The sequence below is a fragment of the Niallia sp. FSL W8-0951 genome (assembly GCF_038006525.1).
GTDB lineage: Bacteria > Bacillota > Bacilli > Bacillales > Cytobacillaceae > Niallia > Niallia circulans.
On record NZ_JBBOVK010000001.1, the window covers coordinates 1394736 to 1420633 of the forward strand.

At 35.6% G+C, this 25898-nt stretch carries 24 protein-coding genes and 1 other annotated feature; of the genes, 7 read left to right on the forward strand and 17 right to left on the reverse strand.

The genetic code is table 11. The features are described 5' to 3' along the window. Positions 1 to 13 precede the first annotated feature (13 nt). A complete protein-coding gene (locus NSS71_RS06565) occupies positions 14 to 880 on the reverse strand; it encodes a permease (RefSeq protein ID WP_047940666.1) in 867 nt (288 codons plus the stop codon). 194 nt (positions 881 to 1074) lie between these two features. Here NSS71_RS06565 and NSS71_RS06570 point away from each other — a divergent pair, with 194 nt between their 5' ends. From NSS71_RS06570 to NSS71_RS06580, 3 genes are all read left to right on the forward strand, one after another. Further along, a complete protein-coding gene (locus NSS71_RS06570) occupies positions 1075 to 2331 on the forward strand; it encodes a polysaccharide deacetylase family protein (protein ID WP_341151369.1) in 1257 nt (418 codons plus the stop codon). 123 nt (positions 2332 to 2454) lie between these two features. Next, the gene (locus NSS71_RS06575; RefSeq protein ID WP_047940665.1) at positions 2455 to 2871 is read left to right on the forward strand and encodes an RrF2 family transcriptional regulator; all 417 of its coding nucleotides are present in this window, start codon (positions 2455 to 2457) and stop codon (positions 2869 to 2871) included. A 93-nt stretch (positions 2872 to 2964) separates the two neighbouring features. Further along, the gene (locus tag NSS71_RS06580; RefSeq protein WP_047940664.1) at positions 2965 to 3861 is read left to right on the forward strand and encodes an NAD(P)/FAD-dependent oxidoreductase; all 897 of its coding nucleotides are present in this window, start codon (positions 2965 to 2967) and stop codon (positions 3859 to 3861) included. 72 nt (positions 3862 to 3933) lie between these two features. Here the strand turns inward: NSS71_RS06580 and NSS71_RS06585 are convergent, their stop codons facing one another. Further along, complete coding sequence (locus NSS71_RS06585) at positions 3934 to 4911, reverse strand: LacI family DNA-binding transcriptional regulator (RefSeq protein ID WP_047940663.1); 978 nt, start codon at positions 4909 to 4911, stop codon at positions 3934 to 3936. 6 nt (positions 4912 to 4917) lie between these two features. Next, positions 4918 to 6399: a sucrose-6-phosphate hydrolase gene (locus NSS71_RS06590; protein ID WP_061796158.1), complete on the reverse strand. Its 1482-nt coding sequence runs from the start codon at positions 6397 to 6399 to the stop codon at positions 4918 to 4920. 221 nt (positions 6400 to 6620) lie between these two features. Between NSS71_RS06590 and NSS71_RS06595 the strand changes: the two genes are divergently transcribed. Both NSS71_RS06595 and NSS71_RS06600 read left to right on the forward strand, forming a co-directional pair. Next, positions 6621 to 8567, forward strand: coding sequence for a sucrose-specific PTS transporter subunit IIBC (locus NSS71_RS06595; RefSeq protein ID WP_328282899.1), 1947 nt, complete (start codon positions 6621 to 6623; stop codon positions 8565 to 8567). A gap of 73 nt (positions 8568 to 8640) precedes the next feature. Next, positions 8641 to 10839, forward strand: a complete 2199-nt coding sequence (locus NSS71_RS06600) for an alpha-galactosidase (protein ID WP_336044676.1) — start codon at positions 8641 to 8643, stop codon at positions 10837 to 10839. 225 nt (positions 10840 to 11064) lie between these two features. On the opposite strand, the gene NSS71_RS06605 is transcribed toward NSS71_RS06600, so the two are convergent. After that, on the reverse strand, positions 11065 to 11961 hold the full coding sequence (locus tag NSS71_RS06605; RefSeq protein ID WP_047940659.1) for a LysR family transcriptional regulator: 897 nt from the start codon (positions 11959 to 11961) through the stop codon (positions 11065 to 11067). 113 nt (positions 11962 to 12074) lie between these two features. On the opposite strand from NSS71_RS06605, the gene NSS71_RS06610 reads away from it, so the two are divergent. After that, on the forward strand, positions 12075 to 12965 hold the full coding sequence (locus NSS71_RS06610) for a sulfite exporter TauE/SafE family protein (protein WP_082138235.1): 891 nt from the start codon (positions 12075 to 12077) through the stop codon (positions 12963 to 12965). 422 nt (positions 12966 to 13387) lie between these two features. Here NSS71_RS06610 and NSS71_RS06615 read toward each other — a convergent pair whose 3' ends face one another. The 4 genes from NSS71_RS06615 to NSS71_RS06630 all read right to left on the reverse strand — a co-directional run bounded on the left by NSS71_RS06615 (position 13388) and on the right by NSS71_RS06630 (position 17275). Beyond that, the gene (locus NSS71_RS06615; protein WP_095257263.1) at positions 13388 to 14050 is read right to left on the reverse strand and encodes a DUF975 family protein; all 663 of its coding nucleotides are present in this window, start codon (positions 14048 to 14050) and stop codon (positions 13388 to 13390) included. Positions 14051 to 14354: 304 nt separating this feature from the next. Then, positions 14355 to 15665 carry a UDP-N-acetylglucosamine 1-carboxyvinyltransferase gene (murA, locus tag NSS71_RS06620; RefSeq protein WP_047940657.1) on the reverse strand — a complete coding sequence of 437 codons (1311 nt, stop codon included), beginning with the start codon at positions 15663 to 15665 and terminating at the stop codon, positions 14355 to 14357. A 27-nt stretch (positions 15666 to 15692) separates the two neighbouring features. Next, a complete protein-coding gene (locus NSS71_RS06625; protein WP_235850026.1) occupies positions 15693 to 16523 on the reverse strand; it encodes a DeoR/GlpR family DNA-binding transcription regulator in 831 nt (276 codons plus the stop codon). A gap of 152 nt (positions 16524 to 16675) precedes the next feature. After that, complete coding sequence (locus NSS71_RS06630; protein WP_047940656.1) at positions 16676 to 17275, reverse strand: DJ-1/PfpI family protein; 600 nt, start codon at positions 17273 to 17275, stop codon at positions 16676 to 16678. Between the two features lie 151 nt (positions 17276 to 17426). Here NSS71_RS06630 and NSS71_RS06635 point away from each other — a divergent pair, with 151 nt between their 5' ends. Beyond that, the gene (locus NSS71_RS06635; RefSeq protein WP_047940655.1) at positions 17427 to 18491 is read left to right on the forward strand and encodes a DmpA family aminopeptidase; all 1065 of its coding nucleotides are present in this window, start codon (positions 17427 to 17429) and stop codon (positions 18489 to 18491) included. Between the two features lie 41 nt (positions 18492 to 18532). On the opposite strand, the gene NSS71_RS06640 is transcribed toward NSS71_RS06635, so the two are convergent. The 9 genes from NSS71_RS06640 to NSS71_RS06680 all read right to left on the reverse strand — a co-directional run bounded on the left by NSS71_RS06640 (position 18533) and on the right by NSS71_RS06680 (position 25877). Beyond that, positions 18533 to 19099, reverse strand: a complete 567-nt coding sequence (locus NSS71_RS06640; RefSeq protein WP_047940654.1) for a nitroreductase family protein — start codon at positions 19097 to 19099, stop codon at positions 18533 to 18535. Positions 19100 to 19192: 93 nt separating this feature from the next. Next, on the reverse strand, positions 19193 to 19810 hold the full coding sequence (locus NSS71_RS06645) for an NUDIX hydrolase (protein WP_047940653.1): 618 nt from the start codon (positions 19808 to 19810) through the stop codon (positions 19193 to 19195). Positions 19811 to 19862: 52 nt separating this feature from the next. Then, positions 19863 to 21023, reverse strand: coding sequence for an ABC transporter permease (locus NSS71_RS06650; protein WP_047940652.1), 1161 nt, complete (start codon positions 21021 to 21023; stop codon positions 19863 to 19865). Beyond that, entirely contained in the window at positions 21016 to 21729 is a 714-nt protein-coding gene (locus tag NSS71_RS06655) for an ABC transporter ATP-binding protein (protein WP_047940651.1), read from the reverse strand. Before NSS71_RS06655 ends, NSS71_RS06650 begins: the two co-directional genes overlap by 8 nt. A gap of 193 nt (positions 21730 to 21922) precedes the next feature. Continuing rightward, the gene (locus NSS71_RS06660; RefSeq protein ID WP_144546128.1) at positions 21923 to 22954 is read right to left on the reverse strand and encodes a glyceraldehyde-3-phosphate dehydrogenase; all 1032 of its coding nucleotides are present in this window, start codon (positions 22952 to 22954) and stop codon (positions 21923 to 21925) included. A gap of 126 nt (positions 22955 to 23080) precedes the next feature. Next, on the reverse strand, positions 23081 to 23887 hold the full coding sequence (locus tag NSS71_RS06665; protein ID WP_047940649.1) for a protein phosphatase 2C domain-containing protein: 807 nt from the start codon (positions 23885 to 23887) through the stop codon (positions 23081 to 23083). Beyond that, complete coding sequence (locus NSS71_RS06670; protein ID WP_047940648.1) at positions 23887 to 24348, reverse strand: HIT family protein; 462 nt, start codon at positions 24346 to 24348, stop codon at positions 23887 to 23889. The genes NSS71_RS06665 and NSS71_RS06670 overlap by 1 nt, the downstream gene beginning before the upstream one ends. Positions 24349 to 24393: 45 nt before the next feature. Then, positions 24394 to 24606: a binding site (T-box leader), on the reverse strand. Positions 24607 to 24666: 60 nt separating this feature from the next. Then, positions 24667 to 25185, reverse strand: a complete 519-nt coding sequence (locus NSS71_RS06675) for a DNA topology modulation protein FlaR (RefSeq protein WP_047940720.1) — start codon at positions 25183 to 25185, stop codon at positions 24667 to 24669. A gap of 47 nt (positions 25186 to 25232) precedes the next feature. Beyond that, a complete protein-coding gene (locus tag NSS71_RS06680; RefSeq protein ID WP_053215577.1) occupies positions 25233 to 25877 on the reverse strand; it encodes a histidine phosphatase family protein in 645 nt (214 codons plus the stop codon). Positions 25878 to 25898 lie beyond the last annotated feature (21 nt).

The window sequence follows — 25898 nt, forward strand, 5'->3', positions numbered from 1 at the left end:
TTTTTTCACCTCTTTATAGAAAAATTGTTACGAGAAACACGCAAACTGTAATTAGACCAGTTAATAGAATGACAAACTTAGCTTTAAATGTGCTTAGCATCATCAATGTATTTTTGATATCCAACATAGGACCAAACACAAGGAAAGCAAGAATAGATCCTTCAGAAAAGCTGTTTCTAAAGCTCGCTGCAACAAATGCATCTGCTTGGGAACAAAGACTTAATATGTACGCAAGTCCCATCATAACAAGATGAGAGGAAGCCTGACCGTTTCCTATTGAAACAAGGGTAGAAGTCTTAACTAAAGTTTGTACTGCTGCAGCAATAAACGAGCCAATAACTAAGTATTTTCCAACAGAGAAAAATTCATCGATCGAATGCTTGAACATAGCTTCGATTCGGTCTTTAAAAGAGTGAATGTGCACGTGTTCAATCACATGACTTTTCAGCGGCGATTGCTTTACTGATTTATGCAGAGCAAGTCCAATAAGAATAGAACAAACAAGCGCCAATACAGAACGAAGAATTACCATTCTCCAGCTATTCCCGAAAGCAATATACGTCGAGAACATAACTACTGGGTTAATAATTGGTCCGGTAAGCATAAAGGCGATACTGGCAGGAACCGGTACACCTTTTAAAATTAACCGCCTTGTAATAGGAATAATTCCACATTCGCATGCAGGAATAATGCTTCCAACTAAAGAAGCAAATAAAATGGCCAGGATTGGATTTTTCGGCATCATTTTTGCAATAAGTTCCTCTGAGACAAAAATTTCGATAATACCCGAAATAAGAACCCCAATTAGAATAAAGGGCAATGCCTCAATGATAATACTGATAAAGATCGTATTTAACTGTAATAAGGTTTCCATATTCATTTTTTAAACACCTACTTTTTTGGTAAAAATCAGAAAGTCATCATTATAAAGAAGATTTATTAAAATCAGATGAGAATAAGGGAGAATCACTACTATTAATTATTAATTATTAATTATTGCAAACGAATACACGAACCTTTACATTAAATAGTAGGAAAGCAGAAAGGAAGTGAACGAAGCTGAAGAGAAAGCTTTTGCTTTTTTTGGTCGCACTATCACAATGTGTTTTCATCGTAGCCTGTAGTGCTCCGTTACAAAAAGAATCAGAAAATCTTAAGAAGAGTCATATAAATCCAGAACAAAAGAATAGGCAGCTAACTTTAGACTATATAACTGTTCTAGTAGAAGCAGCAAATAGAGGCATGACGGATACAAGTTCCTTTAATATCTTTACAAGTACCATCGAACAAGTAATTAGCCAATGGGGGGAGCCGGATCAAACAGATCAAGTAGGAGAAGGGTACTATGCCATCTATAAGGATAAGGATACCGTATTTGGATATACTGCAAAAGGCGATATTTATGATATTCGTTCCAATAAAAAGCGATTAAATAGATTATCTCTATCGGATTTAAAAAAGAAAATAGGGGAACCAGCAGAAATTAGAGTAGGGAACGGTGAACAAATAATTGTCTATAACCTTAGTGAAGATGTTCAGCTTAAGTTTATAATTTTAAATAAAACCAACAGAATAGACCATTTATCTATCTATCACAAAGTTAGAGGGATACAAGAGAAATATGCCTTAACTATCCAAGGCGAATCTAATCAACTTACCAATAAACAATGGGAAACGATGCAAAACTGGAGGAGGGAGATTGTGAAATTCCAAGATAATAATGCGAATGTATACATCAATGGGCGGAATGAAAAGAAAGTTTCTTTAACCTTTGATGATGGTCCTGATGATATCATTACCCCAAAAATCATTGAAATATTACAGCAATATAAAGTGAAAGGGAATTTTTTCTTTATCGGCAGTGAAGCAGAAAAACATCCGCAAGTTGTAAGAAATGCTTATAAAAACGGGAATTTAGTTTTGAGCCATAGCTATCATCATGTTGACTTATCTGGTTTAGATAAGAACCAACAATTAGAGGAAATAACACGGGCAGGCAATGCTCTTCAATCAATTATTGGAAAAGAACCTGCAATGATTCGCCCACCATATGGAGAAACAAATGAAACGCTAATGAAAAACGCCGAACTAAAAGGATATTCTATTATCATTTGGTCCATCGATACACTTGATTGGTCACAAATGGAGGCAGAGAATATTATTAGAAATGTCACCAATCATTTGCGAAACGGCGATATTATTTTAATGCATTCAGATTCAGAAAAAACAGAAACTGCAAAGGCATTACCAAAAATAATTGAAACTATTCAGGAAAGAGACTTTGAAATAGTCGGTCTCGATGAATTACTAGGGATAGAGGCATACCAGTAAATAGGAAGGGAGTTCTCCTTAATAAAAGGAAATTCCCTTTAAAACTTGTTTTCTTCTCTCTCTTTCTATATAATCAATTATAGACATTAAAGATCTTTAATATATCCGTAAAGAGGTAGTATTATGAAGTATTCAAGAGCAACGAATTATGCATTACACACTATGGTATATTTGACACTTGCACCACAAGGGAAAGCTGTAGGGGTAGATCAATTAGCTAAAATCCAAGATTTATCTCCAACATATCTATCGAAAATCTTAACTAAACTTGTTAAAGCTGGCTTAATTGAATCAACACCAGGTGTTAATGGTGGTTATGGTATTATAAAACGTGCCGAGGAAATTTCCTTTTTAGATGTAATTACGGCTATTGAGGGAAACACATCTTTGTTTAGCTGTTCATTGGAGCATGATAATAGAAAAAATGGCGAGTGCTTAATTGAAAATGTCATGTTAGAGGCTGAAACAAAGATGCGTGAACATTTAAGCCAAAAATATATACGCGATATTGCTAATCAAATTGAACATAATTCTAAGTAAAAAATAAAGGTGATAACTCATCTTTATTTTTAATCTAATTACGGATATTAAGAGTCTTTAATATATGTTATTATTATAAAGGAGGAAAAAGCATTGTTAGATTGTATTGTTATAGGTGGAGGACCCGCCGGTTTAAATGCCTCACTTGTTCTTGGAAGAGCACGAATGAAGACGATTGTATTCGACGACGATAAACCTCGAAATTCCGTTACCCAAGAATCACACGGCTTCATAACAAGAGACGGTATTAAGCCTTCCCAATTTAAACAAATTGGGAAAGAAGAATTAAAAAAATATCCCGATGTATCCTTTAAAAGCCAGCGAGTAACAGACATTAAAAAGGTAAATAAACACTTCACCATTTTTACCGATCAAAATGAATCTTATCAGGCAAAGAAAATTATATTATCTACTGGACTGATTGATATTCTGCCCGATATTGCTGGCTTGCATCATTTTTATGGAAAAAGCATATTTAGTTGTCCTTTTTGTGATGGTTGGGAACTTAAAGATCGAGCTTTAGCAGTATTGGCAGAAAATGATCATACTTTTCATTTAACCAAATTGCTTTTTAATTGGAGTAGAAACATTATCGTTTGTACAAACGGCAAGAAGATACTTACGAATGAGCAACTTGACACGCTAAATAACAAAAATATTAAAGTAATCGCACATGAGATAGACAGACTGCAAGGCGATAACGGACAATTGCAAAAGATTATCTTTAAAAATGGGGAAGAGATCGATAGAGAAGGTGGTTTTGTCACAGCCGAACTTCAACAAGCCGTTCCCTTTGCTGAATCACTTGGATGTATATTAAATAAGATGGGTGGAGTGGAAACCGATGCTCTTGGGCGGACAAATATAGAAGGAGTATACGCAAGTGGAGATAATACTCTATTAACACCACCACAGTTGATAAACGCTGCAAGCCAGGGAAGCAAAGCTGCTTCAGGAGTAATAGCTGACTTAATTAATGAGGGCTTTTAATTAAGAAATAAATAATTGTTTTAGCAAGACATTCATAAACATGAGAAAACAAACGGGCAAACAAGGCGAAAATCAACTTGTTTGCCCGCTAATTAGTTTTACGGGGATTTCATAACGGTCTTCCTGATCATTTACTCCGTCTATTTTTTGAATAAGAAGCTCTACACAAAGCTTAGCCAATTCTCCGAGAGGCTGCTTCACCGTAGTTAGTTTAGGGAAATAATCCTCTATAAAGGAAGTTCCATCATATCCGACTAGTTTAAAATCTTGTGGTGATGTTAAACCAAGTTTTTCCGCTTCATTTATAACTAAAAGTGCTTTCATATCATCTGAACAAAAGATTCCCTCTGGCTGCTCTGTTTTAAGAATTTTAGCTATCTCCACCGATTTTCTCAAGGGAGTAAAGCTTCCGTTTATGGAAAATATTCTTGGTTGTAAACCAGCATTGTTCATTTCATCTATATAGCCCTTTGTCCGTAAATAGGTTGGTGATTTAACATCATTGCTTCCAGTCAACATGATTATTTTTTGGATACCATGGTTGAGCAAGGAGCGTGTCGCTAAAACACCGCCCTGATAGTTATCACTGCTTACAATGGGAATATTAGGTGCAAGGAAACGGTCAAAGCTTATAATAGGGGCCTTGATATTCGTGTAATCATCATGGTTTAAATTATGTGCACCTGCAATTATTCCTTCTACTTGATTTGCTTGGAGCATTTGAATGTACTCCCGTTCTTTATCCGAATTATGTTCGCTATTACATTGGATTGTTTTATACCCCGCACGGAAAAGTTCTCGTTCTAAATGATCAATCAATTCTGCATAGAAGACATTATTCAAAGCAGGAAAAATTAATCCAACTAGCTTTGTGGACTTCCCCTGCAAACTGCGAGCAAGATTATTTGGTTGGTAATGAAGCTCTCTCATTGCTTCATGAACCTTAGCAATTGTTTTTTCTGATAGATAGCCTTTTTTATTAATAACACGGCTGACCGTCGTAGGACTCACCCCAGCTAATTTGGCTACATCGGTTAATTTTGCAACCATTTTAATTTACCTCTTCTGATTATTTAGTCTCCATATTGTACCGCTGAGATTACGTTTAGAATGCAGGTAAATAAATGTTTGTGATTCATCTGGAAAAACACGCCCTGTAATAACTCGTTCTCCTTCATTTACAAAGCACTCAAAAACGGAGGTATCAGCAAATATATTTACTTTAATTTCTGTATTCTTCGAAACATATGCTTCTCGCTGGAAACCATATTCTTGCGCAAAACGTTGGCCAGCATATTCTCTGTCTACAGAAACTTTACCATTTACCGAATCGAGTGTAAAGGCTAAATAACGGGTTTTATCTACATTTGAAAAGAGCAATATTTTCACAATTTCATTTGCGGGTACGCTTACTTCAAGTTCAAATCGATTGGTCTTCGCGTCAAATGACTCATAAAATGAATTCTCTATTTCACGCAATTTAATTGTTTCTTTAACTGGATATTGTTTTAGCTTCCCATCCTGTAATGTAAGTTCCTTCACTAAACTTAATAAACCTTGATAACCTTCTTTATCTGTCGGATAATTAATTTCCGGTAATCCAATCCAACTAATCGCAAGGGCCCTGCCATCAGGAGCATTAAATGCTTGTGTTGCATAGACATCGAAGCCTTCATCTAGATTTTGCAAATTTGTTGTCTTAGTGATTGCCGCCTTAACCGGGTCAAACGCTTCTCCAACGGTATACATATTCGGATAAATATTTTCATATGATTGAATTCTTTTAGATATTCCTTGTGGACAGAATAAGAGAACAGGTACCTCCTCAATAAAAATAAGATTCGGACATTCAATCATAAAGCCAAGTTCTTGATCAGAAAATGCTAATTCGCTAACCAATGTCCAATTTTTAATATCATTTTCTAATGCTTTGTAGAGAAAGATAGCCCCTTTTTTATCTGATTGTTTTTGAGCACCAATAATCATATACAATTGATCTTGATAACAAAAAATTTGCGGATCTCTAAAATGATCTGTTGTTTCATTTGGCTGGTTAATCAATGGTTTAGGAAATTTATGAATGGTTCCGTCTTTATACATAAAAGCCCCATTTTGGAAGCTGTATCGATTCCAATCTTTGTCCCTAACATTTCCAGTATAAAAAAGGAAGAGCTTGTCTTCATCAATGGGATAAGCTGAACCTGAATAAACCCCATGTGAATCATAATTATTGTCAGATTGTAGGGCAATCCCATTTTCTTCCCAGTGTATTAAATCCTTGCTTTCTAAGTGATACCAGCTTTTTAAACCATGTACAGCTCCGAAAGGATAGTACTGAAAAAAGAGCTGCCATTTCCCATTAAAGAATGAGAAGCCATTTGGATCATTTAACAAACCGGTTTTGGGCTCAATATGATACCCAGTACGCCACTTGGAGTTTTCCACTGATTTACTTAAAGCGTTCTTATAGTCAATGTCCCATTCTGAATAGGGTTTATATCTAAGATCTCGTGTCCAATTGTTAACAATATCTGTCATGTAATTAAAACTCCTTCATTGTAGTTCATAAGTGTACTTAAGGGCATTTTAAAACGTTCTCAAAAATATGTCAAACGTTTTCCTGTTTAATTTAACTACATTTATTATAATTATTTAAATCAAATAAATTTTTATGATAAACGTTTGACATAAAATAAAAACGATGTTAAATTAATCGTGCAAAAGGTTTTGAAAGCGATTTAATAGAAAGGGGAATTCACATGAAACACAGAGAAGTAGCTGAACGTGTAGCCAAAGCGTTGGGTGAAGATAACTTAATTGCTGCTACACACTGTGCAACTAGATTAAGACTTGTTGTAAAAGAAACAAAAAAGATTGACCAAACAGCTTTAGATGATGATCCAGATTTAAAAGGAACATTTGAAGCGAATGGTCAATTCCAAATTATCGTTGGTCCTGGTGACGTAAATGAAGTGTATAAAGAATTAATCAGCATCACTGGTGTTGGTGAAGCAACAAAAGCTGATTTAAAAGAAGTAACGGCACAAAAGGAAACGAATCCTGTCATGAAATTAGTAAAGCTCTTATCCGATATCTTCGTTCCGCTAATTCCAGCTTTAGTTGCAGGCGGGCTGCTAATGGCCTTAAATAATGTCTTAACAGGAGAAGGTTTATTCGGGCCAAAATCTATTGTTGAAATGGTCCCCGGTATTAAAGGTTTTGCAGAAATCGTCAACTTAATGGCCTCTGCACCATTTGCCTTCTTACCAATTTTAATTGGTTTTTCTGCAACAAAACGTTTTGGCGGAAATCCTTATCTGGGAGCAGCAGCAGGGATGATGCTTGTTATGCCTGAACTGGTAAATGGCTATGGGGTAGCAGAAGCTGTTGCTACAGGGCAGATGCCACATTGGGATGTATTCGGCTTACATATCGCTCAAGCCGGCTATCAAGGCCAAGTATTACCCGTGATTGGAGTAGCTTGGATTTTGGCAACACTTGAAAAGTTCTTCCATAAGCATTTAAACAATGCAGTTGATTTTACATTCACACCATTGTTTTCCGTAATTATTACTGGTTTTGTCACATTTGCATTTGTTGGGCCATTATTACGAGGTGTTTCCAATCAATTAACAGATGGATTACTCTGGTTAATTAATACACTTGGTGGAGTTGGTTATGGTTTATTTGGATTGGGATATTCTGCAGTTGTATTAACAGGATTGCATCAATCCTTCCCAGCAATAGAGACACAATTGCTAGCGGATATTGCAAAAACAGGAGGAAGCTTTCTATTTCCAATCGCATCAGCTGCTAACGTAGCACAAGGAGCAGCATGTTTAGCGATCTTCTTCTTATCAAAAAACCAAAAGCAAAAGGGATTAGCGTCCTCAGCTTCTTTCTCAGCAATGTTAGGAATAACAGAGCCAGCATTATTTGGGGTTAATTTAAAACTTAAATTCCCGTTTTTTATCGGCCTTGTTGCAGCAGGTATAGGAGCAGCATTTATGGGATTCACTGGAGTGCGTAATGTATCTTTAGGTCCTGCAGGAATAATTGGCTTTATCGCTATCAGCCCAAAAGCAATTCCCATGTTTATGATTGGAGTTGTTATTAGTTTTGTGCTCGCTTTTGCAGCTACAATGCTTTATGGACGAAAAAAATTGAATGTTCCATCTTCTAATTCTCAAGGTACTGAAACATCTGAAACAGATACTACGATTAATAGAAAAAGAGCATTTAGTGAAGAGATTACGGCACCAGTTGAGGGGAAAGCGGTTGATTTAACGAGTGTAAATGATCCTGTTTTCGCTTCTGGTACAATGGGAAAAGGAATTGCCATTATTCCGCGTTTTGGAAAAATTTATGCTCCAATCGATGGAGTTGTGACAGTTACTAGTAATTCTAACCATGCATATGGAATTCAATCAGAGAAAGGTGCAGAAATTCTTCTGCATATCGGGATAGATACAGTAAAAATGGCAGGGGATGGGTTTAAAACCTATATAAAGCAAGGTCAAAAGTTGAAAAAAGGAGACTTGCTAGGAGAATTTGATATGGCGAAAATCAAAGAAGCAGGGTTTGATTCTACCGTGATGATGATTGTCACAAATTCTTTTGAATATTTAGAGATTAATAGTATTAAGGATTCAGATATTAAGGTAGGAGATAAAGCTTTAACCTTAATACAATCAGAAAGCAAATAATGTTCGATCCTTAATATTTAATGAGTGAAATAGACTGGTATAGATAGAAAAACGTATGCAAGGAGGTACTTCATTGCCTATATTTCTTGAAAAGGATGGCAAGACACTTCATTTACAAAACAAGCAAATAAGTTATGTCCTCTCCATAGAAAAAGATAAATATGTCTGCCATCGATATTGGGGAAGAAGACTAGAAAGTTTTAATGGAAGCACTCAGCTTCAAATGATAGATCGCGGCTTTGCCACTAATCCGTTTCCTGAAGAGAGAGTGTTTAGCTTAAACGCACTACCTCTGGAAACAAGTACACAACAAAGCGGTGATCATCGAATCGCGAATTATACAATACGTTCGCATACCAATCAAACACGCACTGATTTTATTTTTAAGAAATTTGATATCCTATCCGGGAAACAGCCACTGAAAGGTTTACCTACATTAGAAGGAGAGGATACTACTGTTACGACATTAATTATTACTTTATATGATGATATTCAGCAGCTGGAAATGAAGCTTTACTATCATCTTTATGAACAACTGCCGGTTATAACAAGACATGTGGCTTTTCTTAATCACGGGCAACAAGATGTATTCCTTGATAATGCCGGAAGTCTTCAAGTAGATATCGCGGCAGCTACTTTTGATTTATTAACTCTTTACGGATCTCATACAAATGAAGCAAACATAAGTAGAAGGAAATTGCAAAATGGAATTCAAAAAATAGAAAGTACTCGTGGTGTAAGCAGTCCACAGCATCAACCGTTTTTAGCACTTTTAAATCCAAATACAGATGAATTCAGCGGAGAAGTACGTGCATTTCATCTCATTTATAGCGGGAATTTCCAAGCACAAGTCGAAGTAGAACAATATGGTTCAGCACGTGTACAACTTGGCATAAATACGGAAGGTTTTTCATGGAAGCTTTCACCTGGGGGCAGCTTTGATACCCCAGAAGCTGTGATGGTTTATTCTAATCATGGGTTAAATGAGATGAGTCATACTTTCCATACACTTTATCAACAGTATCTTTGCCCTAAGTCATTTCGAAATCAAGAGCGGCCAATTGTATTAAATACGTGGGAAGCTAATTATTTTGATATCTCAGAAGAAAAAAGTGAGAAATTAGCGGAGGCTGCAGCACAAATAGGCATAGAAATGTTTGTATTAGATGATGGCTGGTTTGGAAAACGAAATGACGATACTTCCTCCCTTGGTGATTGGATGGAGAATAAAGATAAACTGCCAAACGGGATAGCTGGTTTAGCCGAGACGGTGAAAAATAAAGGAATGAAGTTTGGTTTATGGTTCGAACCAGAAATGATTTCCCCAAATAGTGAGCTATTTAATGCGCACCCTGATTGGGTTATCCATACCCATGGATATAAGCCCATAGAAGGAAGAAGACAGTTAGTCCTAGATTTATCTAATCCAGAAGTACAAGAGTTTTTAATAAATGTATTATCGAAATATTTAATAACAGGCAAAATCGATTATATTAAATGGGATATGAACCGACATTTAACCGATATTGGCAGTACCGCTTTTCCTAAAGATCAGCAGGGGGAGATTAGTCATCGATATATACTAGGTTTATATCGAATCCTCGATACATTAGTAAAGCAATTTCCGAATGTACTATTTGAAAATTGCTCAAGCGGAGGGGGCAGATTTGACCCTGGAATGATGCATTATATGGCCCAGACTTGGACAAGCGATAATACAGATGCGTTATGCAGGACAAAAATTCAATATGGATATAGTTTGCTTTATCCTCCGATTATGATGGGAGCACATGTTTCTACCGTGCCTAACCATCAGGTGGGAAGGATCACTTCACTAGAAACAAGGGGAAGGGTTGCAATGAGTGGCAATCTTGGATACGAGTTAGATTTAACAGAAGCAGCGGAAGAGGAACTACGAGAAATAGAAAACCAAATTTCTTTTTATAAACAGCAGAGAAAGCTTTTTCAGTTCGGAAAATTTTATCGATTGAAAGCGCCAGGAGAATATTTCGAAAGTGCTTGGATGTTTAAAAATGAAAAAGAAGCGATAATTGTTTATTTTAACGGGATAGCACGGCCTGCTGTGCCAGTTAACTATCTCCCTGTTTATTATCTGGAAGATCTTGCAATCTATAAGGATTTAGCAACCGGAAGACTATATTCAGGCAGTGAGCTTAACTATGCAGGAGTGACCATTCCACGTGTGAAGGAAGATTACAAAACATTGATTTATCACTTTGAGAAAGTAGAACTGCAAACTAATAAGACATGAATAGAGAGGGGGGATAAATAAGGATTAAAATATCGAATAACCACTAATTTTCTATTTATTAATGATATATATTTCTATCTAGATTCCTAAGGAATTAGCAGAGCTGGTGAGATTCCAATGATGAGATTAAAAAGAGGAATCTCACCACTCGTTCCTTGGAAAGCAAAAAGTATTCAAGCAAAAGCTAAAATACTTAACCTCATCAAACATCTAAAAATGCCAATTTTAGTTCGTATAATCCATATTGTTTAGTGCATGCAGTAATTGATTAACGAGAGGGGAAAGCTCTACGTTTTCATTGCGTCTACAAAGGAATATTGGCCGTTTAATTTCAACTCCTTTCACCTTAACCACACCTACTTCCTTACGAAGCACATGTTCCTTAACTGCAAGAGAAGGAGCTAACATGACTCCATAACCAGCAATAACTGAATGAATAGATTCGTTTAAGCCGTGAAATTGCAATCCAACAGGAGGGTGGTTCACACCATGAATTTTACACAAAGAATATAACATGTCTCTTGTTGAGCTTCCGTTTTCTCTTACTAAAAATGGCTCTTGAACCAACTGTGAAAATGAAATTTCTTTGCCAGCAAATTTATGCTTTCGCGGAACGATGAACCAAAAATCAACATCCATTATGTGTGTGAGATGCAATTCTGGTTGCTCCCACCGTTCTTTTACAACAAGAGCTAAATCTACTTTATAGCGGAGTAATTTCTCAATCGCTTCGTTTGAGTTACCACTATATAACTCTATAAGGAGTAAAGGATTATCTATTTTCAATTTTGCTAATAGAGAAGGTAATAAAAAATTAGCCGGTAAATATGTGGATGCTATTTTGATATTATCTAGTATTCCAGCTTTCAGTTGGTTTATTTTCCCCTCAATATCTCTTTCTAAATCAAATAAACGTTCCCCTTGCTTATATAAAAATTCTCCTTCCTTTGTTAATTTAATTCCTCTTCCCGCAGACTCAATTAATGTCAATCCTGTTTCTTTTTCTAAATTTCGGATTTGCATAGTTACAGCAGGCTGACTAATAGAAAGAACTCTTGCTGCATCTGTAACACTTTTTGCAGAGGCAACAGTGATAAATATACGAAGAGCATGAAGGTTCACTAATCTTCACTCCTATAAATAATATTTATACATCCTTAAGAAATATATATTAGACTTATCTATTATAATTATATAACCTTTTTATTAGAAATGGTAAAAAGGAGCCTATAATCATGAACTTACCGATGATCAAAGAAGAAAGCAAACTACAACAGAAACAAATAACACGACAAAAAATCTTTTTCTGTATTATTCTAATCATGCTAGTATCAATCGGACTAGCAACAGCATTTTTAGGAAGAAGAGAGGGGAATTATCAACTATTCACATTAATGTTAATTGGTCTAGGAGCTTCCTTTATTGGAACATTAGCAGGAGGGGGTGGCTTAATTACCGTTCCTGGTATGATGTTAACAGGTATTCCCATTCAAACAAGTATTGCTACTAATAAGTTTTCCTCAGGAATTGCGGCACTTTCTAGTGTTTTCTATTTAATAAGAAACAAACAGCTAAGTGTCCACTTTCTATTAATTACTATCCTAATCGCTGTTTTAGGTGGAATAGGGGGAGCACTAGTAACTACAAATATACAGGAAGAAACGATGAATATCATTGCGTTTGCATTACTTTGTTTTGCCTTAATAGTAACAATAAAAAATAAACAATGGACTGCTACTATACAACAAGATAAAAAGCAAAAACAACAAAAAACAACAAAGAAAAGATTATACATCCCTTTCCTTATTGCAGCATATGATGGGGGATTTGGACCAGGATCCGCCACATTTAGTATTTTATTTTATTTAAAAAGTAATTTCACCTATATAAAAGCTGTGCAAATGACAAGAGTTATTATTCTTGGCAGCTGTACAGGAGGATTTATTATTTATTATCAGAACGGTTTTATTAATTGGTATTATGCCATTTGTATGGCAGTTGGTTCTATTATTGGATCACAGATTGGATTACTCGTATTGCCTAAAGTTTCTCAAAAAGCAGCAAAAACTCTTTTGGTGGTTATTATAAGTGCATTGATGCTGCAAATGATCGTTAAAATAATTTAGTTGTATTAGCATAATTGGTAATAGTTGAAAAGAAATAGTGGATTAAAAATTTCAGCAATTTTTTATAAAACTAAAGAATAGAATTGGAGGTTATAATGACTTTTTATTCTAGTTTACATAATATATATTATACACAGCAATTAAAAATTCAGCAAATCATATCTCATTACAAAGTATACTCTAGATAGTGAGACAAAATAAAAAAATTCCTTATCATTATCTATCACAATCTATTGTTAACTAACTGTATCGTATCTTTATGGACACTTGAATTTAATTGCTTAATAATTTTAAAATTATTATTAGTTTTTTATATGCTCAATATAATTTTTCATTGAAGAAAACTTCAAAAATTAAATTCAGCTTCCATCAAAAAACCAGAAAACACAAGGTTGAATGGTGTTTTCTGGTCTATAAAAAAATTAAATGGTTTCTTTCTCATTGTCAGCAATCAAATTCTGATAAAATGTGGCATTAGATGTATATATATATGGTGCCAACCATAGAAAACCGATTCCTAATGTGAATAAACATAAAATGCCCCATCCTATAAAGCTTAAATTTAATAAAAAGTACTTTCCTTTATAGCCTTTCATTCTTCGTCTGCTTTCCGTAATTGCTTCGAAAACTGAATACTCTGGATGATCTTTTAAAAGCATAAAAGTTTGTGAATATGCTAGTGCTTTAATAATACCAGGAATTAATAATAATAAGGACCATAAAAAAGTAAAAATACCAATCATAATAGACGTTCCAATTAGTTTAAGCATTGTTTTTACGTCTGTATATATGGTGAAAACTTGAGAAATCTCTGTGGTTTTTTCTCTTACAATGTCAAGATAAAACCATACAATCGATATAGATAAAGGAATTAATAGAAGGCTAATAATAGTATTTAGTATCGTCGCCTGCGGGGGTGCATAATCTTGATAAATCCAATTCATAAATCCGCCGCTCGCGTATATTTCAATCGACAGATTAACACCTGCACTTAAAATAAAATATAGGAATGTGAGTCCAACTGCCTTCCCCCATTCTCCTTTCAAATATTCTCTTGCTTCACGCTTAATTGCTGAAATTTTCAATATATATCCTCCTTTAATAGACTATCTTTCTAATTATAACTTTTTTTGTAATAGAAAGAATTAAGTGATAAATATGGTGAAATAAAATTTCTAAATTTCTTATTTCCCCCTATCTATACGAATATCCCATAGAAAAGTTTCTACTGTTTTCATATTTTAAAAAGAATTAAGTGCCTTGATGCTGCAGATTGAAATATACAGGCTAAATCATTCATAAAAAACCAAAGATGTCTATACAAAGACCCCTTTGGTTTTTTGGTCAGTTAATTCTTCCTATTTATCTATCAAAATAGGAAGAAATCTATTATCTCATTATTTTTTCAAATTCTTGCATCATTAATAGATCATTTGTAATTTCATCTGAATGATGTAAAGAGACTTTCGCCCCAAGGCTGTTAAAAGCCGCTACTGCCTCATCATATCCTCTTTCAATATGTTCAATTCCCGTAATTGTTGTCGTCCCTTCTGCAACTACTCCAGCTAACATTAGACAAATACCTGCACGGACATCTGAAGCATGAACTAATGCCCCGTGTAAAGCAGACTTTCCTTTAATATGGGCAATCCCATTTGATACTTCAATAGCTGCACCCATTTTGTTTAATTGGTATACATGATTAAATCGGTTCGGATAAACTGTTTCTCGAAGTATACTTTTCCCTTGTGCTTGTGTTAACAAAACGGTTAATGGCTGCTGCAAATCCGTTGGAAATCCAGGAAACATAGCAGTTCTTACCCTCGACGCTTTTAATCTACCATCTAGAAATGACGTAATATTATTTTCTTTTATTTCCAAACCGACACCGATTTCTTCCAGTTTCGTGAGACAAGATGTAAGATGTTCTGGGATAATATCGTTTACAGTGATCGTTCCACCTGTAATCCCGGATGAAATAAGAAAAGCTCCAGCAATTAGCCTGTCGGGAATTACGGTATAGCTGCATCCATTCAAGTTTTTAACACCTTTAATTTTGATTGTATCCGTACCAGCACCTATAATTCTCGCACCCATTTTATTTAAAAACAATGCAGTATCTGTTACTTCAGGATCTCTGGCAGCATTTAATAAAATCGTTTCTCCCTCAGCTAATACTGCTGCTATCATGCTATTAATAGTCGCACCAGATGTAATCGTATCAAAATAGATAGTTGCCCCTTTTAATTTTTGAGCCTCCACCACATAATAATCTTCATAAAATGTAAAAGTTGCCCCCATTTTCTCGAATGCCTTAATATGCTGATCAATGGGTCTGCTTACAAAATCATCCCCGCCTGGATAGCCAAGTGATACTTTTCCGAATTTAGCAAGTAATGCTCCAATGAAATAATAAGCTGTTCTAAACTTCCTTGACTTTTCAGGTTCAATTATCGGGTTATCTATTTTAGTAGGGTCAATATAAACATCCCCGCGGCTATCTCGCTCCATGATACATCCTATTTCTTCTCCGATTTGACGAAGTACTTTAAAATCAGCAATGTTTGGGATGTTCTTTAATGTTACAGGCTCACTAGCTAAGCATGCAGCAGCTAGAATTGCCAAAGAACTATTTTTCGAACCAGGTACTGATAAGGATCCTTCCAGTTTAGAAGGTCCTTCTATATTCATCCATCTCATTTTAATCTCCTATTCCAATCTATCTAATCAACGTAAATCAGCAAATTTTATTTTTAGTTGTTTCTTTTTCATTTCATCAATCGTTTTTTGTGGTGCACCAACATCTGTGAGAAGGATATCAATTCCTTCGATTGGTACGGATTGCATAAACATTTCATGACCAATTTTTTCATGCGGTGCTAAACAGACCACTTTTTGTGCAACGCTGGCAACTGTCTGAGCAAATGCAGCTGCTTCAGGAGTAGAGGTACTTATACCTTTAGCATTAATTCCTCCTCCAGTTAAAAAACAAATATCCAAGGAAAATTTGCGCATCATTTCCATTGCAATACAATCAATTATACTACTTGATGAAGATCCTCTTAATTTCCCTCCGATTAAATAAGAAGCTATATTTTCTTTCATTCTAACAAGATCGGCAATTTTCAATGAATTTGTAACGATTGTATAAGGGAAATCAGTTGGCAAATATTTTACCATTCCATAATGTATACCTGCTCCTCCAATAAAAACAGTATCATTTTCTTTAATATAAGAGGCTGCTAATTTGGAGATAGCATTTTCATGCGGGGCAGCCGTTCCATATCGAATAGCTGATGGCTGCGGCATTGTTCTTACTTTAGGTATTGCTTCAGAAAGAATGGCGCCACCATATGTTTTTTGCAGCACTCCTTGTTCTTCCATAATTGTTAAGTCTCTTCTAATGGAATCAAGAGACATCTCAAATTTACTTGCTAAATCTTTAGCAATAACTTTCCCATCTCTTGAAATTATCTCTAAAATTAATTTTCTTCTTTCCTCCGCTAGCATACTGTTCCCTTTCCCATCAAAATCTAAATTCATCTTATTCCGTTTCATTAACTTTTGTCAAATGTTTTTTTCATTTTTCTTCCGTTTTATTCCGTATTATGCCTTTTTCACCCTATCGAAACATATGTTCTATTATTAATCTTTTCCTAATTTCTTTATTTTTCGTTTCATAAAAAACTACAGTGTAAGCACAGCAGTTTTTATGAAAGCTCCACATCATATTCCATTCTTTTTGCTGTTTCTTTCGCTATTTTCACACCTGCTAAACGTTTGACAAGATGAAAGGACATATTAATGCCTGCCGAGATGCCACCTGATGTAATAATGCGCCCTTCATCGACAAACTTCACCTTCTTTACCACATTGACTTGTGGGTATTCCTCCTCAAGCCTAGTAAGGCTCGCCCAATGTGTTGTCGCGTTCAATCCATCAAGCAGCCCTGCTTCAGCAAGCAATAACGCTCCCGTACAGACAGAAGCCATCCATTGAACCTCTTCCATTTGTTCCTTAATCCAATTAATCACCGTTTTATTATGTACTTCTCGTTCTCTTGCACCTAGTCCCCCTGGGATGATTAAAAGATCGAACTTGGGCATCGTTTGGAAACTATAATCCGGATATACCTTTAATCCATTTCTCGCTCGAATCATTTGTCCCGTTTCCGAAATAGTCTGCACTATAAACGGTTTAGACCCATCCTCTCTTGTTGTAACAGAAAACACTTCAAACGGGCCAGCAAAATCTAATACCTCCACATCATTAAATAAAAATATCCCTATTTTCCATTGGTCGGTTTGCATTTTATCTCTCCTTCGTTAAAGCTATATTCTAGCTAGTTACTTATTATTATACTTAAGAATTTCATCATAGAGAGATAAATTATCTTAAACTTGATTAACTGACTGATTTTTGAAAAAATAAAAGGATAAAAAGGAGAGGCGGTTATTTAAAGTGAATGGACAAAAGAGGCTGCGAGATTATGGAATAATAATTGGAAAATTAGAAACAGGTAAAAGAAATGCCATTACAGATGTAGAAGGTGTCACAGTTGGCCATACTACATTAAATAATAAAGACACTCAGACTGGTGTTACCGCAATAATCCCCCACCAAGGCAATATATTTAAAGAAAAGGTAATCGCTGCAAGCCATGTAATTAATGGGTTTGGCAAAACAATGGGTTTAATGCAAATAACAGAATTAGGAACGATTGAAACACCTATTCTTTTAACCAATACATTAAGTATCGGTGTGACAGCTGATGCATTAATTGAATATATGCTAGAACATAACGAGGATATTGGTAGAACAACAGGTACTGTTAATCCCATTGTGTGTGAGTGTAACGATATGTTTCTTAATGATGTGAGAGCAAGAAAGATTACGAAAGACCATGTTTTCGGGGCAATCGCTAATGCTTCTGCGGAATTTGATGAAGGATCAGTTGGTGCTGGCCGCGGCATGCTATGCTATTCTTTAAAAGGTGGAATTGGAACCTCTTCCCGCATAATACATATGGAGCATGGTAGCTATACAATAGGAGTACTGGCACTGACCAACTTTGGTACTCTGAGTGATCTAGTGATAGCGGGGAATCCAATTGGACAACAGCTCAAAAAACAGCTTACACAGACAAATAAAGATAAGGACAAGGGCTCTGTTATCATCATCGTAGCTACTGATCTTCCCGTTTCGGAAAGACAATTAAATCGAATAATTAAGCGCGCAGTAACAGGATTATCACGAACAGGTTCGATTATCACAACTGGAAGTGGTGAAGTAGTCATTGGTTTTTCTACAGCAACAAAAATACCACACGAAAATCCTTATTCCAGCGTCCCCATCTCAGCCATTCATGAAGAGGATATCGATGTTGCATTTAGAGCTGTTGGAGAAGCTACAGAGGAAGCAGTGCTAAATTCCTTGATAACCGCAACCCATGTAATTGGTCGAGATGGGAATGAACGGCCAGCCCTTAAAGATTTATTAAGAGAATACAACATTCATTTACTTTAGAAAAAAACAGACGCCTGTATGATACAAAGCGTCTGTTTTCCTTATTTATATTTACCTTGCAAAATCGATTCCTCTAACGGACGGCGGCTAGACGGAATTTCTCTTGCTTGAAAATCTTCCGGCAACGCTTCTTTTTCCCCTTGATAACCAATGGCAATAGTTACTTGAATATCAAATTCTTCTGGGATGTTTAATACTTCACGAGCTTTTGCTTTATCAAATCCACCAATAGCATGTGTTTTTAAACCTTCTTTTATAGCCTGCAAGGATAAGAATCCCCATGCAGTTCCGCTGTCAAAGGCATTCATCCCATTTTGTTTATCCGAAATAAGCACTGCTAATACCGGTGCATTTTTACACCACTCTAAATTTCTTTCAAAAATAAAAGAATGGAATAATGATCGTTCCTCTGCTGTTCGAGCAACAATAAAACGCCATGGCTGCAAATTATTTGCAGAAGGCGCCCAGCGAGCCGCCTCAAATAGGCGCATTAAGACTTCTTCAGAAACTTCTTTATCTAAAAAAGAACGGGGTGACCAACGATTTAAAAAAATTGGATCAATCTCGTGGTCTGCTTGACGAAATGTATGTATTTCATTTTCCTTCATAAGTATCCACCCTCAAAAGTTATTTCATTTCTATTCCATTTTAATGATAAAAAATTGACAATTCAACTAATTGATTCTAAAGAATAGAAAGAATCAATCAAAATAAACAGGCTCCAACGGATTAGCCATATGTTTAAAGGCTAGTAATATTTGTGATTCAGTATTTCTTGGAATGGATAAAGGCGGAAGATCATCTTTTGCAAAGAAACCGACAGAGCTAGTTTCTACTCCTTCCTGCGCCTCTCCTCCTACAATCTCGCACTGAATGAACATTTTATATACATGGTATGGAGATGGAGGATGCGGGTGGCATTTCTTATCCATAACCGCAATTAATTTTACAGCTTTCACCTCAAAACCTGATTCTTCTTGTACTTCTTTTACTGCAACTTCAGCTGGAGTTAAGCCAATATCGCCCCAGCCTCCTGGCAAGGCCCAGGAGTTATCTGTCTTCTCTTTCACCATTAGTATTTTATTATCTTGAAAAACTACTGCCCTAATATCTACTTTTGGTGTAGCATACCCTGTTTCATTTGCAAAAAGATCACGAATACATGTTGTATCCACCTTGGTATATTCCGACATAATTTCTAAACTGATCTTCCTGATATCTTCAAATCTTTCCAAATCATAAGTATCCTTTGAATAGGTTAATCCGGCTTGGGCGATTGCTTGAAGTTGTTTTGCCCATTGTAACCATCTCGGTTCCATCTAATGACCTCCTTTTTTTAATAAACTGAAACACTTTACAAATTGCATAGACTTACCTTCCAATAACAAACCCAAATACACAAGTTAAAAAAAGTACCAGCACTAACGCAAGGCTTAGCATACCGCTTACAGCTTTTTTCCTTGCTGAATAATAAGCATCACTTTCCATATATTTTTTCATCAACGGATGGTAGTGGCACACTTTATTCCATAGGGTAGTAAGCCACCCATGCATGATAATAGAAAACCCTGCAAAAATAAGAATCTTAAGCCATAGCGGCGGTACTATAATCATGGCGCCTGTAGTACTATTAATTAACATCAAATACCCATATAAATAACTGGAATTACGTATAACAATCTTAATAAATAATTCGATAAAGCCATTAATTGGTGTGCGTTTTTGAAAGATCCGTTTAGAGTTTTTGAAAATACGCGGTTTCTTTCTTCTCATAATGACCGGTTTTTCTATTTCAGGAGCCGCTAAATAGATAGCCTGAACCATGCTAGTTTTACGCTCTTGCTCTAATTCAATATGGAGATCAATGGACGCAATCTTTCGTAAAGCTGTCAAACTAAAGAAGATCGACAACAAGAGAATAATTAGTGATAGTGCATATACTGGAATAGTCATTCCCATATCCACTATATGATAAATCCATTGACTAAACCAATTCAATACAAGAAACAAGAAAACCACCAGCAAGCTTTTTGCCCATATAGAACCTATTTTTCGGATATGGTACTTCCATAACATGAAGCAAGATTGTAAAGCAGTGAAATAGACAAATAAGACAAGAATTTCTGACCAATTTAACAAATAATAATGGAGTAAAAATGGTAGAAGGCATAAGAAGCCTGCTGCCAGCACCATTGTTTGAAAGAACAGAGAATAGAAATAGCTCAGTGCTTTTAACCTTCCATTCAAATGAAGCTGTTTGACTAAAAATACTTTATCAGCTTCCACAATAAGGGTTCGAATATTGCCAATCCATGCCAGAAAGTAAAGGCAGAAAAAAGGAACAATAAAAGGGATCTTATGTATCCAAACAGGTATCTCCAGCCACCAAGAACGATAGATAACACCGCAGAAAACACCTAGAGGGACTAAGATATATACAATTACCGTCCAATCAGCAATTGATCGAAGTACTTTCCATTGATAGTGCCAATTGCTAATTAAACGTGAAAAAAACAACTTTCTACTATTCATTACCATGATCCTCTGCTAACAAATGAAAACAATCATACAAAGAGCCATCAGGTAACTGACATTGCTCCCTTATCTCCTCTAATGTTCCTTTTGCCACTAGCTGACCATTATGGATCATAAGAAATCGATCACAAATCTTTTCTGCTGTATCTAATACATGGGTAGACATTAATATGCCAGCACCGCGTTTTTGCTCTATTTCCATCGATCCGAGAAAAAGCTTCATGGCATTGGGGTCAAGTCCCATAAACGGTTCATCAATAATATATAAGGATGGATTTGTAATCATCGCAAGTATAAGCATCGCTTTCTGCTGCATTCCCTTTGAATATTTAGTTGGGTTTTCATGCGCGTGTTCCGCTAACTTGTACATATTTAGTAACTCATTAGCCTTTTGCTTATATTCCTTTTCTTCTAGCCCCTCTACTGCTGCAACAAAATCTAGGTGTTCCCATAATGTTAATTCATCATAGAAAATCGGTCGTTCTGGTAAATAGGAATAAGTTATCCCATCTATGTAGGAAACCGTTCCTTCTAAATGTTCGATTAAACCTAATAAACTTTTGATTGTCGTACTTTTGCCAGCACCATTTGGCCCAATTAAACCAACTAATTCTCCTTTTTCAATAGTAAAATTAATTTCTCTAATAATTTCTTTCTTTTGCTCGTATCCAGCTGATTGAATCTCTACCTCTAAAAGAGACATTTACACACCCTCCCCATCTCATTCTTCTTTCATACGGACAAATCTGTAAGAAAGTTTCTAAATTAGAAAAAATTTTTGGAGATTAAAAAAATCGCACTACTGGTAGAGAAGCATCATGAAGAAGGAAACAAAAAAATAGATGCAGTCAGATAATAATTACCTTCCTGCATCTATGCCATCGATTAACTATCTTTTACACAGCATGACTATCCATTTTCACACGCAGTTTGCTTCCAACAAGCTTTACCAAATCAACCACTCGATTAGAATAGCCCCATTCATTATCATACCAAGCTAGTATTTTCACTTTATTTTGCCCGATGACCATTGTAGATAAAGCATCAATAGTTGCAGACTCGGTTGTTGTATTAAAATCAACAGATACTAAAGGTTCCTCTGTAATGCTTAGAATCCCTTTCAGTTTTCCGTTTGAAGCCTCTTCAAAAGCTTGATTAACAGCTTCACTCGTCACATTTTTTTCTAAATCGACGACTAAATCGACTAAAGAAACATTTTGTGTTGGCACTCTTAACGCCATTCCATGAAGTTTTCCTTCTAAATGTGGAAGGATCTGTTTTAAGGCCTTAGCTGCTCCAGTCGAAGTGGGAATAATATTTTGCCCACATGACCTTGCCCGCCGTAAATCATGATGGGGATTATCTATATTGTTTTGATCATTGGTATAGGAGTGAATCGTTGTCATTAATCCATTCTTTATCGTAAAATGTTCGTCTATAACCTTAGCAACCGGTCCTAAGCAATTGGTCGTACATGATGCATTCGAAATAACATGATGTTTATCAATATTTAATATACTATCATTCACACCCATGACGATGGTTGCATCAGCATTTACACCAGGAGCGGTAAGCACTACTTTATGCGCACCAGCTTTTAAATGCATTGCTGCTTTGTCTCTCGTGTTAAATTTCCCAGTAGCTTCTACTACGATATCGATTCCCAATTCACGCCACGGAAGTTTTTCTGGATTACGGTTATTCACTAATAGAATCTCTTGGTCATTTATAAGAATCGAATGTTCTTTAGCCACAACCTTACCTGGAAACTTCCCGTGAATTGTGTCATACTTTATTAAATGTGCTATCGTTTCAGAAGGATAACTGGCATTAATAGCAGTAATATGTATACTTTGATCATTAATAGCATTTCTAAGCACCATTCTTCCAATTCTCCCAAAGCCATTAATTGCAACTGATATTGTCATAGACTTCGCTCCTTTTTAAATATGTTATACTATTAAATTAATACTCTATAATAAGTATAACATATTTAAAATAAAATACATCTTATTTGATTAAAAATAAGATGTATTCTTATAGTGCCTTGAACTTTATCTCACTCCTTTTACAAAATCACTTGGCATCGTAGCTTCTTTGTTATTATGAACAATCCAAGATATTATCGTTGTACTGTCACGGACATTTTTCTTTTTTATTTCCTTTAATAAATAATAGACGCTCTCTTGATTGGAAAATGAATCAAAAGCTTGAAAAATGGATTCCATCCTATGATAATCCGTGTTGGGACATTCAATCAGTCCGTCAGTAGTGAGAAAGATATGTGTTTTTCCCTTTCTTAATTCTTTCACACCCTGATTATAGGAAGGTACTTCTTGATGAAAACTACTGTTTAGCCCAATCCATTCATAAAAGCTACGGTGATTTTGCTGGTATTCTCCTAATCTTGAAAGTTCTGGATGATTGAGTGCAAGTATACAGTCGCCAATTGATAACCACCATAAATAGTTTTCTTTTCGTACAACGATTAAGAACGCAGTTTCTCCTTGAATCATCATGCTTTGCTCCAGAAACTCCTTGCTTGCGAAATGGTTTAAGAAAAAGGAAGTAATTTCTTGGAATACTCTCTTTAACGGTAATTGTAGAATTGTTTTGATCTCCTCTTTCTTTGTCGCTATACTTTTTATTACTAATTCTGCACTTTGTGCTGAATCATGTGCATCCAAGAGGATGACAAGCTCCCATTCGCGTTCTATCCAAATGAAACAGCCGTCTTCATTTTTATATTGACCTGCAGAGGAGTTTCCTCCAAAGCGTCCAAGTACTAAATTATTTCTTAGATGGAGGATATTAATTTCATCTACATAATTCTTATCAGAACCTACCCATTTATATTCCATTACGCTTCCTCAAAAACTTCATTTGCTAAGTAATTTTTTATTCTTTTACATAAAGAGCTCATTTCCTCTTCGTTTGCAATCGGAGCCTCGGTCCAATCATATAACTCCGTTGGTCCCCAATATCTTTCAGGAGTATTGGGATATCTTGCAATTAGATGAAGGTGAAGATGAGGAACCGAATTTCCTGAGACGAGAGCGTAAATATGTTCCGCGTTTTCTGTTTCCTTTAATGCCTTGCTGACTCTTGAAATAATAAGTCCAAACGCCTTTGCTTCATCATTTGTCATCTCAGCAAGTGTAGGAATATGTCTTTTTAAATCGATCATAAGATGTCCTAGGTAACTGCCCTTGCCTTTTCTGTCAATATGACCAACATAAACATATTCATTTTCATAGATTGGTATTCCTGCTGTTTTAATAATCCCTTTATGTTTATCGCATATGAAACAATTGGTTTCCATTTCCCTTTCCCCCTAAAATAGTATAAAAAAATCCTATTGTCTCTTAAAAGAGACGATAGGATTTATCGTGGTACCACTCTTCTTCATTCGTTAGAATAACGAACCTTCTTAAGCTCAATGACGTGAGCCAACCGTCTAGATATACCTTTCTACCTAACCACTCCTAGGCGAGTTGGGAAGTGATATGCGCTATCTTTCACCAAACGACAGCTCTCTCTAGCATACTTACTTCTTAATACTCCCAATCATCGTGTTTATCTTATTTAACTAATTTAAACTTTCTGTTATTTTAGGAAAAACTTCAAAAAATGTCAATCGTTATTTTCTAAATAGGTCAGACAATTCATTTTCATTTTTTATCACAAAAATTTTGTTCTGATACTGTTTGTATGTATGAAAGAAAAAAGGTTTACCTACTTGCTCGAAATGCTTATTCCATTTAAACATTTTAAAAAAAATTGTTAAGTTTGGCTGATAATGGGCCTTTTCTTGACCAAGCTTCTGTTTAACGTATCGTTTTACGATACGATAGGTGCGCTTAGAATAATTGGTGTCCAAAAAAACAATGACGTCTGCTTGTTGAAAGCTGCCACTTACCCATTCCTCACTATGAACACCTTCTACAATCCATCTATCTGTTTGGGTGATGGACAGTAAATGTGCTTTCCTCTCTTCTTCCGATCTTCTAATATCTCCACTATCTGATCGTTTCCAAACAACATTATCTAATTCATAATAGGGAATTTGTAATTTCATTGATAAATCTTTTGCTAATGTTGTTTTTCCACTAGCTACAGAACCAATGATATGTATCTTATTAGGAGTAGCTTTCACTATTTCCCCACCTCCTTTATACAAGATTTTCATGAGTGTCGGGGAAGCATCTATTCAATATTTAAAGATAAAGACATCTTTCCATTATCACGGAAAGAGGGATCTGCTACTTTTTCGACCATTATTTGACTATCTTTTACGTGAATTACAGAAACGCAGCAATTATCATGGTGTGGGTAATCAGCCATATTTAGCAGAGATTTAATGAAAAATCCAATCGTAACACCATGAGAGAAAACCAAAATATTGCCGCCTGTATCTTTATGCTTAGCAATAATATCGTCAACAGCCGCTCTTGTCCGCGCTAATAATTCAGTAAAGGATTCTCCATCTTGAACTTTGCTTTCCATATCTGTAAAGGAGAAGAGTCTTTCCACTATATCTCCATGCTGTGCGATAATGTCTGTCTGCAGCATTGCTTCTAACATTCCGAAATTCATTTCTTTTAATCTTGCATCTTTTGTTAATTGAATATTTCTATTACCAATAGCAAATTTTGCCGTATCTAACACTCTCTGACTATCACTGGCATAAGCAGCCTCAAAAGGTATATCTGATAAACCAGCACCAACCGATCTTGCTTGTAAAATCCCATTTTCTGTTAAAGGAGAATCACAAAACCCTTGCATTCTCTTTTCGATATTATATTGAGTCTCTCCATGTCTGATAAAATACAGTCTCAATTCCTTCTTCATTTGAAACTCCCTTCCTTTGCT